A 15,117-nucleotide genomic window follows, 5' to 3' on the forward strand; every position below is an offset into this window, starting at 1 on the left:
CGACCAGCCGGGCCGGATCATGGCCGGCGAAATGGCCCAGCAGCCCGACGTGCTGCGCCGCTTGCTGACCGAGGGCGCCCCCGCCATCCGGGAGACGGCCCGCGCGATCGCCGCGCGCCGCCCCCGTTTCGTCCTGCTGACCGCCCGGGGCACCTCCGACCACGCCGCGCTCTATGCCAAGTACCTCCTCGAGATCGAGCTGGGCAAGCCCTGCGGCCTCACCTCCATGTCCACCACGACCGCCTACGCGGCCACCCCCGACCTGACCGATGTCCTGGTCATCACGGTGAGCCAGTCCGGCGGCTCACCCGACCTGCTCGCCTCCACCCGGGCCGCCCGCGCGGCCGGGGCGATCACCCTCGCGGTGACCAACAACCCCTCCTCCCCGCTGGCCGCCGCCTCCGAGTTCCACATCGATGTGCTGGCCGGCCCCGAACAGGCCCTGCCGGCCACCAAGACCTACACCGCCGAACTGCTGGCGCTGTATCTCCTGGTGCAGGGGCTGCGCGACACCGACGGGACGGCTGCCGCCGCCGCACTGCCCGAACTGGCCGAGCGGATCCTCCAGCGCCGCGCCGAGATCACCACCCTCGCCGCCCGCTACCGCTTCGCCGAGCGCATGGTCCTCACCTCGCGCGGCTACGGCTACCCGACGGCCAAGGAAGCCGCGCTGAAGCTGATGGAGACCAGCTACATCCCGGCCCTGTCCTACTCGGGGGCGGATCTGCTGCACGGCCCGCTGGCCATGGTCGACAACATCTCCCCGGTGATCGCCATCGTCACCGACGGCAAGGGCGGCCAGGCGCTGCAACCGGTGCTCGACCGGCTGCGGGACCGGGGCGCCGATCTGATGGTGGTCGGCCCCAAGCCCCAGGTGGACGCCGCCTCGGCCGGCTTCGCCCTGGCCACCGAGGGGGTGCCGGAGAACCTCCAGCCCATCCTGGAGATCATCCCGCTCCAGATGCTCGCCCACGAGATCACCCTGGCCCGCGGCCAGGACCCCGACGCCCCGCGCGCCCTGGCGAAGGTCACCGAGACGAGCTGACCCGCCCCGCCTCCGGGGGTCACACCAGAGCGCCCCCGGAGGCGTCTATCCACTGCCCGGTCACCCAGCGGCTGTCGTCCGAGGCGAGGAAGCCGGCGATATCCGCTATGTCGTCGGCCTCGCCCACCCGGCCCAGCGCCGACCGCTCGGCCGTGGCCCGCCGGGCTCCCTCGTCGGAGCGCAGCCAGCCGGCATTCATATCGGTGTCCACGGCGCCCGGCGCGATGGCGTTGACCGTGATCCCGCGCGGGCCCAGCTCCCTGGCCAGCACCGGGGTCAACTGGTCGAGGGCGCCCTTGGTCATGGAGTAGGCCACGAGCCCCGGCATCCCCGCCGCCCCCGCGGTGAGAGCGGTGGACAGCGTGATGATCCGCCCGCCGTCCCGCAACCGGGACAGCGCGAGTTGCGCGATGAAGAACGGCGCCCGGGTATTGACCGCGAACAGCCGGTCGTACTCCTCGGCCCCGGTGCCCGCGACCCCCCCGCCCGATCCGCTGATCCCGGCGTTGTTGACCAGGATGTCCACCCCGTCCGCCCGGGCGTCGAAGGCCGCCCACAGCGCCTCCGCGTCGCCCGTCACCCCCAGCTCCACACCGAGGGTGAACGCGCTGCCGCCCGCCGCCTCGATCGCCGCGACCGTCTCCTCGGCCGCCGCCTCGTCCCGTCCGTAGTGCACCGCGACGCGGGCGCCGTCCCGCGCGAGCCGCTCCGCCACCGCCCGCCCGATACCCCGGCTGCCGCCCGTGACCAGTGCCGTCTTCCCCGAGAGCGCGCGCATCTGCCGCCCCACCTTTCTCTAGCAGTCGCTACAGAAAGGAACGTAGCACGAGTTTTGAAGCGCCCGCTATAGAATGAGGGCCATGGTCACCCGAACGCGTGGTCGCCCCCGCTCCTTCGACCGGGCCACCGCACTGGAACGCGCGCTCCTCTCCTTCTGGGAGCACGGCTACGACGCCACGTCCATCGCCGACCTCACCCGCGCGATGGGCATCGGCGCCCCCAGCCTGTACGCGGCGTTCGGCGACAAGAAGACGCTGTTCGAGGAGGTCCTGCGGCTCTACACCGACCGGTACGGCTTCGTCCCGCGGGCGCTCGACGAGGAGGCCACCGCGTACGCCGCCATCGCCCGCGTCCTGCGGGAGGCCGCCGCCGAGTACACCGAGCCCGGACGCCCCGCCGGCTGCCTGATCCTCTCGGACACCGCCCAGGCCGACGCCTCCCGCGACGCCGCCCACGAGCTGCGGCTGCGCCGTGCGTGGACCCGTACCGTCCTGGGCCGCCGGCTCCGGGAGGGCGTCGCCGCCGGGGAGCTGCCCTCGGACACCGACACCGACGGGCTGGCCCGGTTCGTGCAGTCGGTGGTGATCGGCATGAGCCAGCAGGCACGCGAAGGGGCGAGCAGGGAAGAACTGGAGGCGGTGGCGGAAACGGCCCTGCGGGCCTGGCCGGCCACCGGCGACCCGAAGCCGTAACGGCGCGTGGGGCCGGCGCGCGAGGCGACTCGCACCCAGGGCCGCGGCGCCTGAGAGGGACCCTCAACCCTCCCGGCACCGCAGCCCGGAGCGATCGCGGACCCGGGCGCCGTCAGGGCAGAGAGCACCGGGGCCTCGCGTCTGCCCTCCTGTGCGGGGAAGGCAGAGGCAGAAAAAGCTGCGGTCCGCTCCATTCTGACCGCACGTGTCGCGGGTGTCCATGCTCTGAACGCATTTCCTCTCCCCACCGCCGTCATCTGCCCGTATGCCGACGTTTCTTGATCGCGGCGGCGCACACCACGCGGTGCGCGCCGCCCGCCATCCGGACACCCGCCGGTAAGCTCCCCCGTGTGCCCTCCATGAACGACCTCGTCCACCAGCACACCGATCTCGGGGAACGCGACCTCGAGTGGCTGCATCTGCTGGTCTCCGAATGGCAGCTGCTCTCGGACCTCTCCTTCGCGGACCTGGTCCTGTGGCTGCCCACCCGGGACGGCACCCGCTACGTCTCCGTCGCCCAGATGCGCCCCAACACCGGCCCCACCTCCTACCAGGACGACATGGTCGGCCACCTCGTACCGCGCGGCCGGCGCCCGCTGCTGGACCTCGCACACGACGAGGGCCGCATCGTCCGCGAGGGCGACCCCGAGTGGCGCGAGGAGGTCCCGGTCCGGGTCGAGTCCATCCCGGTGCGGCACGACGGCCGGGTCCTGGGTGTCATCGCCCGCAACACCAACCTCCTCACCGTCCGCACCCCCAGCCGCCTCGAACTCACCTATCTGCAGAGCGCCTCCGACCTCGCCCAGATGATCGCCGGCGGCACCTTCCCCTACCCCGGCCAGCAGGTGGGCATGGACCGCGCCCCCCGGGTCGGCGACGGCTTCATGCGGCTGGACGCGGACGGCATCGTGCAGTACGCGAGCCCCAACGCGCTCTCCGCCTACCACCGCCTGGGCCTGGCCGCCGACCTCGTCGGCCTGCCGCTCGGGCCCACCACCGCCGAACTCGCCCCCACCCGGGGCCCGGTGGACGAGTCCCTGGTCAAACTGGCCAGCGGCTACGCCCCCCGGGAGACCGAGATCGAGGGCAACGAGTGCGTGGTCCAGCTGCGTGCCATCCCGCTCAAGCCCAAGGGTGAGCACATCGGTTCGCTCATACTGCTGCGCGATGTGACCGAACTGCGCCGCCGCGAACGCGAGCTCATCACCAAGGACGCCACCATCCGGGAGATCCACCACCGGGTGAAGAACAACCTCCAGACCGTCGCCGCCCTGCTGCGCCTGCAGGCCCGCCGCATCGGCGCCACGGGCGACGAGAACGCCCGGGCGGCCCTGGATGAGGCGGTGCGCCGGGTCGGCTCCATCGCCATCGTGCACGAGACCCTCTCGCAGAACCTGGACGAGCGGGTGGAGTTCGACGAGATCGCCGACCGGGTGATCACGATGGTCGCCGAGCTGTCCCCGGACGGCCGGGTCACCGGACGCCGCAAGGGCCGCTTCGGCATCCTGGACGCCGAGACCGCCACCCCGCTGTCCATGGTGCTGACCGAGATCCTCCAGAACGCCCTGGAGCACGCCTTCGGCCCCGGCGAGACGGGCCGGATCGAGGTCGGCGCCACCCGTACCGAGGTACGTCGCGGCTCCGCCCGGCTGCTGGTCACGGTGACCGACAACGGCCGCGGTCTGCCGGAGGGGTTCGATCCGCACACCGACGGAAGCCTCGGGCTGCAGATCGTCCGCACCCTGGCGGAGGGGGAGTTGGGCGGCCGCTTCGACATGATCCCGGCCGAGGGCGGCGGCACCCGCGCCGTCCTCGACCTCCCCGTGGAGCCGCACAAACGCTGAACCGCCCGGCCGCGCGCCGGCGCACCCACGCGACGGCGCGCCCCCGGAACGCCCGAACCCGGAACGCCCCGAGCCCCGGACCTGAAGTGGTCCGGGGCTCGGTCGCGTTCATCGCGTATTCGCGTGGGCACCTTCGGTCGGTGCGCTGTGCTGCGGCTCGGGGCAGCAATGGCGGGGTGGCTTCCGCCGGGCGTGGCCTGGGCCGGCCTGGATCAGGCGGTGGCCTTCCGTGCCCGGTTGCGAGCGGCGCGGCGCTTCATGGCGCGGCGCTCGTCCTCGCTCATCCCACCCCAGACGCCGGAGTCCTGGCCGGACTCCAGCGCCCACTGCAGGCACTGCTCCATGACGGGGCAGCGGCGGCAGACGGCCTTGGCTTCCTCGATCTGCAGCAGCGCGGGACCGGTGTTGCCGATGGGGAAGAACAGCTCGGGGTCTTCCTCGCGGCAAACGGCGTTGTGACGCCAGTCCATGTCTGCTCCATCTCCTGCACGTTGCAGTTACATTGCTTGTGAATGTGAACGCTTTCACGAACCCCCCGACAAAGACGAGCCGTTGCTTGCGCCGCGGTGGATGTCTTCGAAGGGATCCCACTGGGTGGGGAAGAAGGATTCGGGCTCTCAAGGGGGCCGAGGTCTCGGCCGTCCCGATCGCCATGTAGAGGTTCGCAAACCTCAGCGGCGGATACAACCCCTTCCGGAAAGTTTTTTTTGAATCCTTGGTGTCGTGTTGCTCACAGCCCTACTTCTCCCGGGTGGAGTCTGGGCTAAACGTTCGACTGTAAGGACTTTTAGCTGTTCCGCTCACACAATCACACGCAGTGCACGGCGAACGCCTGTGAAGGTCACACTCGTGCGCACCCCGAGATGGTCACCATCAAGCTGAAACGGCAGTGGCACCTGCGATTGCAAGGTGAACTCCGTCTCATCGTGGAGGGAGACCACATGCTTGCCCTGCGGCCCGCGCTCGGGGGAGGAGCGCAGCAGCTGCGTGACATAACGGGTCATACCCGTCGAAGACATCTTGGAGATCGCCATCACGTCCAGCGCGGTGTCGAACGACGCCCGCGGCGCCGCGTACACCGGCCTGTTGCCCAGATACGTCCAGGGCGCGGTGTTGCACACTATGCCCAACACCAGCTCCCGCACCGGGTCCTGGCCCGGCCGCAGCAAGGTGATCGGCCCCCGCTCCCCGTGCGGGTGCCGCACGAACGTCCGCAGCGCCTGCCGTACGTACAGCGCGTGCGTGGACCGCTTGCCGCGCTCCCGTTCCCGCTCCACCCGGCCCACCACGCCGGCGTCGAAGCCCAGGCCCGCACAGAACGTGAACCAGCGCCTGGGCACCTCCGCGTCCCGCGAATCCGGCGTCCCGGACGCCAGCCCGAGACCGATCGTGCGCTCGGACCCGTTGTGCAGCGCGTCCAGCAGCGCCCCGGTGGCCTCCACCGCGTCGTTGGGCAGCCCCAGCGCCCGCGCGAAGACATTGGTGGAACCACCCGGCAGCACCGCGAGGCGCGGCAGCCGGTCCAGCTCGGGGCCGTGGTGCAGCAGCCCGTTCACCACCTCGTTGGCGGTGCCGTCGCCGCCCAGCGCGATCACGATGTCCGCGCTCTCCTCCTCGGCCGCCCGCCGGGCCAGCTCCCTGGCGTGGCCCCGGTGTTCGGTGGCGGCGACCTCCAGCTTCAGATCGCTGGCGAGTGCGTGCGTGAGCACTTCACGGGTCCGCACACTGGTGGTGGTGGCGACCGGATTGACCACGAGAAGCGCGCGCATGGAGTGCAGCGTACCCAGCGCGGGAGGTTCCGGGCGCCACGGGTGGGCCGACGCGGGCCCTATACCCTGGCCGCGTGAGCGAGAACAGCACCCAGCAGGACCAGCGGCCCCGTCCGGTGACGACGGCCGCCGCACTCACCGGTATCCAGGGGCTGGTCGCCGCCGCCCTGGGCGGCTCCATGCTGCTGCTGGCGGTCACCGGGGACCCGGAGAACCCGCTGCAGGCCCTCACCATCGCCCTCACCGTGCTCGCGCTGGCCGTGGTTCCGCTGGCCGCCGGACACGGACTGTGGCGGCTGCGGTCCTGGAGCCGTGGCCCGGCCGTGATCACCCAGCTGCTGATGCTGCCGGTGGCCGGCACGCTGGCCACCAGCGGCGGGGCCTGGCCGGCGGCCGCGCTGGGGCTGGGCGGCTCGGCGCTCGCGGTGCTGATCTGCCTGATGAACCAGTCATCGGCGAAGGCCCTGCGCATCGGCGCCGACCGCGCCTGAGCGGCACCGGGGCGGGGAGTAAGAGGAGAAAGACGTACGGAGGGGTACGGGGCCGGCCGCCCCGTACCGTTCCGCCGCGGTGTGCGCCGCGGCTCACTCCTCCACGAGCAGCTTGTCCCGCAGCTGCGCCAGCGTCCGCGCCAGCAGCCGGGAGACGTGCATCTGCGAGATCCCGACCTCCTGCGCGATCTGCGACTGGGTCATGTTGCCGAAGAAGCGCAGCAGCAGGATCTTCTTCTCCCGCGGCGGCAGCTCCTCCAGCAGCGGCTTGAGGGACTCGCGGTACTCCACACCCTCCAGCGCGTCGTCCTCCGCGCCCAGGGTGTCCGCCACGGCCGGCGACTCGTCGTCCGTGTCCGGCACGTCGAGGGAGAGCGTGCTGTACGCGTTCGCCGACTCCAGGCCCTCCAGCACCTCCTCCTCGGAGATGTTCAGCCGCTGGGCCAGCTCATGCACCGTCGGCGCCCGCCCGTGCTGCTGGGACAGCTCCGCGGTCGCCGTGGACAGCGACAGCCGCAGCTCCTGGAGGCGGCGCGGCACCCGTACCGCCCAGCCCTTGTCCCGGAAGTGCCGCTTGATCTCGCCGACCACGGTGGGCGTGGCATAGGTGGAGAACTCCACCCCGCGCTCCGGGTCGAACCGGTCCACGGACTTGATCAGCCCGATGGTGGCGACCTGGGTCAGATCGTCGAGCGGCTCACCGCGGTTGCGGAACCGCCGCGCCAGATGCTCCACCAGCGGCAGATGCATTCTGACCAGGGCGTTGCGCAGCTCGGCGCGCTGCGGCGAGCCGTCCGGCAGCTCGCGCAGCTCGATGAACAGCTCGCGGGCCGCGCTGCGGTCCTGTGGGTCGGGCAGCGCCCGCCGGGGGGCGGTCGCGGCCGGGGGTACGGGCGATGGCTCGGGCTGGCCGGGAATCGCGGCGGCTCGATCCCGCGCCACGGCTTCCACGGCTTCCACGTCGTTCATGTCGGCCCCCTCGTCAGGTGGCGGCCCCGGTTCGCCGGTCACGGCGCTCCGGGGGCGGCGCCGCGCGTCTTGTGCAGGCTGATGCTCACCGTCTTGTCGTCCTTGACGGTCGATTCGACCTCACCGGCCAGCGCGCTCAGGACGGTCCAGGCGAAGGTGTCCCGCTCGGGGGCGTGGCCCTCGGTGGTGGGCGCCGAGACCGTGACCCGCAAGGCATCCCCGACCAGCGTGAAGACGCACTCCAGCACGCTGCCCGGGATGGCTTGCTGGAGCAGGATCGCGCAGGCCTCGTCCACCGCGATGCGCAGATCCTCGATCTCGTCGAGGGTGAAGTCCAAGCGGGCCGCGAGGCCGGCCGTGGCCGTGCGCAGTACCGAAAGATAGGCACCCGCCGCGGGCAGCCGGACCTCGACGAAGTCCTGCGCTCCTGGCTCACCTGGGAACTGGGACACCCTCACCTCCACAGTGGCTGTCACTGATTGAGCGCTGCCCGGCACCACCGAGGGTGCCGCGCGCCAACACGAAACGTACGCCCAGTGACGCTACCGCGATCACTGGCGTGCTGTCGCCTGGATCTTTGCGGCCACCTCAGCGGTATTACTCATCGTAATGCATCAAGTGCGTTCTGTGGCGGGCCCGGTGGGATTCGTTACGGTTTCCGGTCCGGGGGCTCCGGTGATGACGGCGGCGAGTGCGGTGCCGGGCGTGAACGCCCCCTCGCCGGCCAGCGCGGTCAGCGCGAACAGCAGTTTGGCCACGTAGATCGATTCGAGTGCCGGCAGCCGGTGCCGGGCGGCGAAGTCGGCGGCGAAATCCCGCAGTACGGGCGGTACCCGGGCATAACCGCCGTGATGGAAGCGCTCGTCGAGCGTCCACGCGCCGCGCGGTGCTCCGAACGCCTCCTCCTGGAGGGCGCGTACCCGCTCCCCGAGGAAGCCGCCGCGCAGAACGGGGATGCCCAGCGCCCGGCGCCCCGGCCCGAGCCCGGCGGCGAGGCCGGCCAGGGTGCCGCCGGTGCCGCAGGCCACCGCGGCCACATCGGGCGGATCCGGTGCCTCGCGCAGTTCGCGGCCGAGTTCGGCACAGCCGCGCACCGCGAGCGCGTTGCTGCCGCCCTCCGGGACGACGTAGCAGGGGCCGAACCGCGCGCGCAGCGCCGCCCGCTGCTCCGGGTCCTCGCGCAGCCGGTACGCGGAGCGGCTGACGAAGTACAGCCGCATGCCGTCGGCGGCGCAGCGGGCCAGGGAGGGGTTGAGCGGCCGGCCGGCCAGTTCCTCGCCGCGCACCACGCCGACGGTGGCGAGACCGGTGATCCGCCCGGCGGCGGCGGTGGCGCGCAGATGGCTGGAGTACGCGCCGCCGAACGTCAGCAGCGTGTGGTGTCCCTCGGCGCGGGCGGCGCGCACATTGGGCATGAGCTTGCGCCACTTGTTGCCGATCAGTTCGGGATGCAGCAGGTCGTCCCGCTTGAGGAGCAGGCGCACTCCCTGCCGGGTGAAGCGCTCGTCGTGCACCTCCTGGAGCGGGGAGGGCGGTGGCGTGGCGAGCGGGACGGCGGCGGTCGCCGGGGGGTCGGTCGTCATGGAGTCGCGCGCCGCTCGCCGCCGTTCTCGGTCATGATCCACAGGGTACGCACCGGGCGGCGCGGCCGGGTTCGCGCGCATAAAAAAACCCCGCCTTGGAATGCGGGGAAAGAAACGCTATATTGCTTGGTTCTGTGCGCAACAAAGGGAATGGGAAAGCGCACTGATAAAGGAATTCTAGCGAATAGGGGAATCGCTTGTCAACCGCCGTGAAGGGTGAACAGGAATACCTCGCCGCGCTGTACGCCCGCCTCGACCAGCTGCGGGAGCACACCCAGGACCGCCTCGACCAGGTGCTGCGCGCCGCCGGCCTCGGCCACCAGGGGCTGGCCGAACGGGACACCGCCGCCGCCGAACTCTCCCGTCGTCTCGGGCAGCTGCATTCCGTCGAGAACGGCCTGTGTTTCGGCCGGCTCACCATGACGGACGGCCGCCGCCTGGCCATCGGCCGCATCGGGATCCTCGCGGAGGACCACGAGAGCGACCCGCCGCTGATCGACTGGCGCGCGCCCGCCGCCCGCCCCTTCTACGCCGCCACCGGGGCCCGCACCGAAGGGGTACGGATCCGCCGCCATCTGCTCACCAGCGGCCGCACCGTCACCGCCGTCCGGGACGAGGAACTCGGGGCGGGCGCCGTCGCCGGGGAGAGCGGCGGCGCGGCGCTGCTGGATGCCCTGAACGCGCCCAGAACCGGCCGGATGAACGACATCGTCGCCACCATCCAGGCCGAACAGGACGCCGTCATCCGCTCCCCGCGGGCCGGTGTGCTGGTCGTCCAGGGCGGCCCCGGCACCGGCAAGACCGCCGTGGCCCTGCACCGCGCCGCCTACCTGCTGTACACCCACCGCGAACGGCTGGCCCGCGAGGTGGTCCTCGTCGTCGGCCCCGGCACCGCGTTTCTGCGCTACATCGGGGAGGTGCTGCCCTCGCTGGGGGAGAGCGGCATGCTGCTCGCCACCCCCGCCGAGCTGTACCCGGGGATCACCGCCGACCGCCCCGAGGACCCGCGTACCGCCGCGATCAAGGGCACCGCCGCCATGGCCGGGGTGATCGCCGCCGCCCTCCACGAGCGGCAGTGGCTCCCCGAGGACGTGCTGGAGATCGACCACGAGGGCGAGACCCTGCGCCTGGACCGGGCCACCGCCGAACGGCTGCGGCGGCGGGTCCGGGAGGAGGGGCTGCCGCACAACGAGGCCGCGCCGCTGCACCGCGCCCTGGTCATCGACGCGCTCGCCCACGGCATCGCCGACCGGCTCGGCGCCGGCGTCCTGGCGGCGGACCTCCCGGAGTCGGCGGATCTCCCGGAGACGGCGGATCACCCGTACGGGGACGCGCCACAAAGGGACACGCCGCTGATCTCCGAGGACGAACTCGAGGACATCCGCGCCGAACTGCGCGACAACCCGCGGGTACGCGCCGCGCTGCGCCGGCTGTGGCCCCCACTCACCCCGCAACGGCTCCTGACCGACCTGTTCGCCTCCCCCGACCGGCTCGCCACCGCCGCGCCGCAGCTCACCGCCGGGGAGCGCGAGCTGCTGCTGCGCGCCCCCGGCGGCGGCTGGTCGCCCTCCGACGTCGCCCTCCTGGACGAGGCCGCCGAACTCCTGGGCACCGACGACCGTGCCGAGCGCGAGGCGGCGGCGGCCGAGCACGCCGAACGGCTGCGGCTCGCCCAGGAAGCCCTGGACGTGGCCTACGGCTCCCGCGAAACCGAACACGACGACGGCAGCGACCCCGAGTCCCTGCACGCCTTCGACGTTCTCGACGCGGAGACCCTCGCCGACCGGTACGCCGAGGAGGACCACCGCACCCCCGCCGAACGCGCCGCCGCCGACCGCACCTGGGCCTTCGGCCACATCGTCGTCGACGAGGCCCAGGAACTGTCCGCCATGACCTGGCGGCTGCTGCTGCGCCGCTGCCCCGCCCGCTCCATGACCCTGGTCGGCGACATCGCCCAGACCAGCGCCCCCGGCGGCGCACGCTCCTGGGCGCACACCCTCGACCCGCACCTCGGCGGGCGCTGGCGCACCGCCGAGCTGACCGTCAACTACCGGCTGCCCGCCGAGATCGCCGCTCCGGCCGCCGAGGTGCTGCACGCCATCGACCCGGACCTGCGCGCCCCTCGCGCCGTACGCTCCACCGGGGTGCCGCCCTGGCACCGCACCGTGCCCGCCGCCGCTCTCGCCGCCGAGGCGGCCCGCGCCGTGGCCGGCGAACGGGCGGCCCACCCCGCCGGCACCGCCGCCGTGATCGCCCCGCCCGTGTGGCTGCCCGCCCTCACCGCGGCAGCGGGCGCCCTGCCCCGGGTGAGCGTGGTGGACCCGCGCACCGCCAAGGGCCTGGAGTACGACATCGTCATCGTCGTGGACCCGCACTCCATGGCCCCGGCCGACCGCTACGTCGCGCTGACCCGCGCCACCCAGCGGCTGGGGCTGCTCACTCCCAGCCGTGCAGACTGACCTCGGTCTCCCCGCCCAGTACCCGCGTCAGCATCCGGTCGGTGGACAGCACCATCTCACCGGCCGGCAGTGCGTCCGTGGCGACCCAGGACACCGCCTCGTGCTTGCCCGGCTCCCGGTTCACCGGCTCGCCGCTCCAGCGCTCGGTCACGAACACCACCGTGAGGAACCCGGCGGCGGAGCCGACCCCGGGCGCCGCGTGCACCACGTGCGCCAGCCGCAGGTCCCGCGCCGCCACCCGCAGCCCGGTCTCCTCGTACAGCTCGCGGATCGCCCCCCGCGTCACCGGCTCACCCGGCTCGCACTTGCCCACCGGCAGGTCCCACAGTCCCGCCCCGAACCTCGCCCCCGCGCCGCGCCGCAGCAGCACCACCCGGCCCCGCTCCCGGTCGTGCACCACCACGGCCGCCGACAACGGCGGCGCCGCCCCTGAATTCACCATGATCGGCAGCCTAATCCGGTTTCCCCGCCCGCCCACCGGCTACCCGCAGCGCAGCGATCGCATGGAGGTGAACGACGATGACCACCGCACACGAGACGATGGTCCGGGGCATGCTGCGCAGCTACCCCGCCGACCTGGGGCACGTCGACCGGGAGGCGCTCGCCCGCTGCATCGAGGAGTGCGTGGCCTGCGCCCAGAGCTGTACGGCCTGTGCCGACGCCTGCCTGTCCGAGGTACGGGTGGCCGACCTCGGCAAGTGCGTACGCACCGACCTGGACTGCGCGGACATCTGCGAGACGACCGGCCGCGTCCTGTCCCGGCACACCGGCTACGACGCCAACGTCACCCGCGCCCAGCTGACCGCGTGCGCGGCGGCCTGCAAGGCGTGCGGCGACGAGTGCGCCAAGCACGCGCCGATGCACGAACACTGCCGGATCTGCGCGGACGCCTGCCGGCGCTGCGAGGAGGCCTGCCAGGAGCTGCTGGCCGTGCTGGGCTGAGCGCACCGGGGCGCGGGAGACAGCCGGCTGACCCCGCTGCCGGCCGGCAGCGGGGTCAGCCGTCCGGCAGCTGGAGTTCCGCCCAGATGGTCTTGCCGCCGGCGGAGTGCCGGGTGCCCCAGCGCTGGGTCAGCTGGGCCACCAGCATCAGCCCGCGCCCACCCTCGTCGAACCCGGCCGCCCGGCGCAGATGGGGGGCGGTGCTGCTGGTGTCGGAGACCTCGATGATGAGCGTGCGGTCCAGGATCAGCCGCAGCCGGATGGGCCCGGACGCGTGCCGGATGGCGTTGGCGATCAGCTCGGTGACCACCAGCTCGGTGGTGAACACCGCCTCCGGCAGCTCCCACCGCGACAACTGCCCGGCGACGTCCTTGCGGGCGATCCCGCAGCTCGCCGGGTCGTCGGGAATCTCCCACGTCACCACGTGCGCCGCGTCCAGCACCCGGGTGCGCGCCATCAGCAGGGCCACGTCGTCGCCCGGCGCCCCGCCCGGCAGCAGTGCCTCGATGACCGCCTCGCACCGGGCGTCGAGCGAGACGGCCGGGGCGGCCACGGCCTCGTGCAGCACCCGGTAGCCCTCGTCCATGTCCTGGTCGCGGCGCTCCACCAGGCCGTCGGTGAACAGCGCCAGCACCGAACCCTCGGGCAGCGAGAACTCCGCCGACTCGAACGGCAGCCCGCCCAGGCCCAGCGGCGGCCCGGCGGGCAGCTCCATGGTGGTGACCCCGCCCGTTCCCGGGTCGATCAGGACGGGGGGCGGATGTCCGGCCCTGGCCACCGTGCAGCCCCCGGTCACCGGGTCGTAGACCGCGTACAGACAGGTGGCGCCGATGTCCCCGGCCGTCTCCTCGCCCCCGGTCTCCTCGGAGAGCCGGAGCACCAGGTCGTCCAGGTGGGTGAGCAGCTCGTCCGGGGGCAGGTCGACGTCCGCGAGCGTGCGCACCGCGGTACGCAGCCGCCCCATGGTCGCCGACGCCTGCACCCCGTGCCCCACCACGTCGCCCACGATCAGCCCCACCCGCGCCCCGGACAGCGGGATCACGTCGAACCAGTCGCCGCCCACCCCGGTCTGCCCGGCCGCCGCCAGATAGCGGGAGGCGACCTGCACGGCGCTGCGCTGCGGCAGCGTCTGCGGCAGCAGGCTGCGCTGGAGCGCCAGCGCGGTCTCCCGCTCCCGGGTGAACCGCTGCGCGTTGTCCAGGCACACCGCGGCCCGCGCCACGATCTCCCGCGCCACCAGCACATCGTCCGGCGCGAACGGATCCGGGCGCCGGTAGCGCACGAACTGCGCGACCCCCAGCGTCACCCCGCGCGCCGACAGCGGCACCGACAGGCCCGAGTGCACCCCCAGCTCCCTGGCCCGGCGCGCCCGCTGCGGATCCTGCTCCACCCAGGCCAGGAAGTCCGGGTCGTCCCGGTTCAGCACCACGACCTCACCGGAGAGCACCGCCCGCACCGGGGAGGCGGAGACGGCGTGGTCCCACAACTGCCCGACCTCCACCAGCGCCTCGGGGGCGCCCGGGGTGGCGGAGCGGTACGCGATGCGGCGCAGCGTCAGCACCCCGTCCTCCGGGGTGGGCGGCGCGTCCCCGTGCGGGTGCGGGGTGGCCAGCAGGTCCACGCTGCCGAAGTCGGCCAGCCGCGGCACGCACACATCGACGAGTTCCTGCGCGGTGCGGCCGACCTCCAGGGTGGAGCCGATCCGCCGGGAGGCGTCGTTGACCAGCTGGAGCCGCAGCCGCGCCCGGTCCTCCCCGGTGATGTCCACGGCGGCCAGCGCCACGGCCACCAGCTCGCCCTCCGCGTTCCACACCGGCGCGATCCGTCCCAGCCAGGCGTGCTCGCGCGACTCGCCGCCGGTGCGCAGCCGGGTGCGGACATCCCTGGGTTTGCCGCTTTCCATCGCCTGGCGCAGCTGCTCCTCCAGTTCGATGCTCTGCGGCTTGCCGCCTATCTCCGACAGCCGAAGGCCGCGGGCCTCGTCCTCGGTGAGCCCGATGACCTCCTCCATCGCGCGGTTGGCGCGCCGCAGCCGCACATCGGTGTCGTACAGGGCGAGGGCGTTGGGCGCGTAGAGGAACGCCGAGCGGGGCAGCTGTTCGTCCTCCTCGGTGCGCTCGGTGCCGGTCAGCGGGCTGACGAGCAGCCACCCGTCCGGGTGCCCTTCATGTTGCTGGAGCCGGTGGGCCAGCAGCCGTACGGTCAGCCGCCGGCCGTCGCGGTGCCGCAGGTCCACGGTGCCCTTCCAGCGCAGCAGCCCTTCGTCGTCGGGCGGTGCGGTGGTGGCGACGGGGTCGGCGAGCAGTTCGGCGGCCGGGCGGCCCAGCGTCTCGGCCGCGGTGTGACCCAGCAGCCGGCGGGCGCCGTCGTTCCAGTGGGTGATCCGGCCGGAGTCGTCCAGGAGGGCGCGGGCGGTGGCCGCCTCGTCCGGGACCAGGCCCCAGGGGTCGTCCCCGCCCCGGGAGGGCCGCGCCGGGTCGCCAGTGCTCACGTCCCCAGCCTGGGGCACCGGTGAGGGGGCCGACAACCGCAGAGGGCCGGTC

The 15,117-nt window shown here is 73.0% G+C and carries 14 protein-coding genes; 6 read left to right on the plus strand and 8 right to left on the minus strand.

Features of this window, described 5'->3' with window-relative positions:
* The first annotated feature begins 19 nt into the window (after positions 1–19).
* Entirely contained in the window at positions 20–1,045 is a 1,026-nt protein-coding gene (locus ACTFAP_RS20805; RefSeq protein ID WP_495684992.1) for an SIS domain-containing protein, read from the plus strand.
* A gap of 19 nt (positions 1,046–1,064) precedes the next feature.
* On the opposite strand, the gene ACTFAP_RS20810 is transcribed toward ACTFAP_RS20805, so the two are convergent.
* Entirely contained in the window at positions 1,065–1,823 is a 759-nt protein-coding gene (locus tag ACTFAP_RS20810) for an SDR family oxidoreductase (RefSeq protein WP_500467092.1), read from the minus strand.
* Between the two features lie 82 nt (positions 1,824–1,905).
* Between ACTFAP_RS20810 and ACTFAP_RS20815 the strand changes: the two genes are divergently transcribed.
* Both ACTFAP_RS20815 and ACTFAP_RS20820 read left to right on the plus strand, forming a co-directional pair.
* Positions 1,906–2,517: a TetR family transcriptional regulator gene (locus ACTFAP_RS20815; protein WP_495681872.1), complete on the plus strand. Its 612-nt coding sequence runs from the start codon at positions 1,906–1,908 to the stop codon at positions 2,515–2,517.
* A gap of 350 nt (positions 2,518–2,867) precedes the next feature.
* A complete protein-coding gene (locus tag ACTFAP_RS20820; protein WP_400010789.1) occupies positions 2,868–4,361 on the plus strand; it encodes a sensor histidine kinase in 1,494 nt (497 codons plus the stop codon).
* 212 nt (positions 4,362–4,573) lie between these two features.
* Here ACTFAP_RS20820 and ACTFAP_RS20825 read toward each other — a convergent pair whose 3' ends face one another.
* Positions 4,574–4,831, minus strand: a complete 258-nt coding sequence (locus ACTFAP_RS20825) for a WhiB family transcriptional regulator (protein WP_019433310.1) — start codon at positions 4,829–4,831, stop codon at positions 4,574–4,576.
* Between the two features lie 330 nt (positions 4,832–5,161).
* Positions 5,162–6,130 carry a diacylglycerol/lipid kinase family protein gene (locus ACTFAP_RS20830; protein WP_386541380.1) on the minus strand — a complete coding sequence of 323 codons (969 nt, stop codon included), beginning with the start codon at positions 6,128–6,130 and terminating at the stop codon, positions 5,162–5,164.
* Positions 6,131–6,204: 74 nt separating this feature from the next.
* Here ACTFAP_RS20830 and ACTFAP_RS20835 point away from each other — a divergent pair, with 74 nt between their 5' ends.
* Positions 6,205–6,621, plus strand: coding sequence for a hypothetical protein (locus tag ACTFAP_RS20835; protein WP_500467093.1), 417 nt, complete (start codon positions 6,205–6,207; stop codon positions 6,619–6,621).
* A gap of 93 nt (positions 6,622–6,714) precedes the next feature.
* Here ACTFAP_RS20835 and ACTFAP_RS20840 read toward each other — a convergent pair whose 3' ends face one another.
* From ACTFAP_RS20840 to ACTFAP_RS20850, 3 genes are all read right to left on the minus strand, one after another.
* A complete protein-coding gene (locus tag ACTFAP_RS20840; protein WP_390121512.1) occupies positions 6,715–7,590 on the minus strand; it encodes an RNA polymerase sigma factor SigF in 876 nt (291 codons plus the stop codon).
* 38 nt (positions 7,591–7,628) lie between these two features.
* Positions 7,629–8,042 (minus strand): ATP-binding protein, encoded by a 414-nt coding sequence (locus ACTFAP_RS20845; RefSeq protein ID WP_030733385.1) that lies wholly within the window; start codon positions 8,040–8,042, stop codon positions 7,629–7,631.
* Positions 8,043–8,204: 162 nt separating this feature from the next.
* Positions 8,205–9,173, minus strand: coding sequence for a 1-aminocyclopropane-1-carboxylate deaminase/D-cysteine desulfhydrase (locus tag ACTFAP_RS20850; protein ID WP_500467094.1), 969 nt, complete (start codon positions 9,171–9,173; stop codon positions 8,205–8,207).
* 197 nt (positions 9,174–9,370) lie between these two features.
* Here ACTFAP_RS20850 and ACTFAP_RS20855 point away from each other — a divergent pair, with 197 nt between their 5' ends.
* Positions 9,371–11,632, plus strand: a complete 2,262-nt coding sequence (locus tag ACTFAP_RS20855; protein WP_500467095.1) for a HelD family protein — start codon at positions 9,371–9,373, stop codon at positions 11,630–11,632.
* Here ACTFAP_RS20855 and ACTFAP_RS20860 read toward each other — a convergent pair.
* Positions 11,610–12,074, minus strand: coding sequence for an NUDIX domain-containing protein (locus ACTFAP_RS20860; protein ID WP_500467096.1), 465 nt, complete (start codon positions 12,072–12,074; stop codon positions 11,610–11,612). The two genes, ACTFAP_RS20855 and ACTFAP_RS20860, sit on opposite strands and share 23 nt — an antisense overlap.
* Before the next feature lie 77 nt (positions 12,075–12,151).
* Between ACTFAP_RS20860 and ACTFAP_RS20865 the strand changes: the two genes are divergently transcribed.
* Positions 12,152–12,574: a four-helix bundle copper-binding protein gene (locus ACTFAP_RS20865; protein WP_495681877.1), complete on the plus strand. Its 423-nt coding sequence runs from the start codon at positions 12,152–12,154 to the stop codon at positions 12,572–12,574.
* 55 nt (positions 12,575–12,629) lie between these two features.
* Here ACTFAP_RS20865 and ACTFAP_RS20870 read toward each other — a convergent pair whose 3' ends face one another.
* Entirely contained in the window at positions 12,630–15,065 is a 2,436-nt protein-coding gene (locus ACTFAP_RS20870; protein WP_500467097.1) for a SpoIIE family protein phosphatase, read from the minus strand.
* Between the last annotated feature and the right edge of the window lie 52 nt (positions 15,066–15,117).

This window comes from Streptomyces sp. PH9007 (assembly GCF_059813725.1).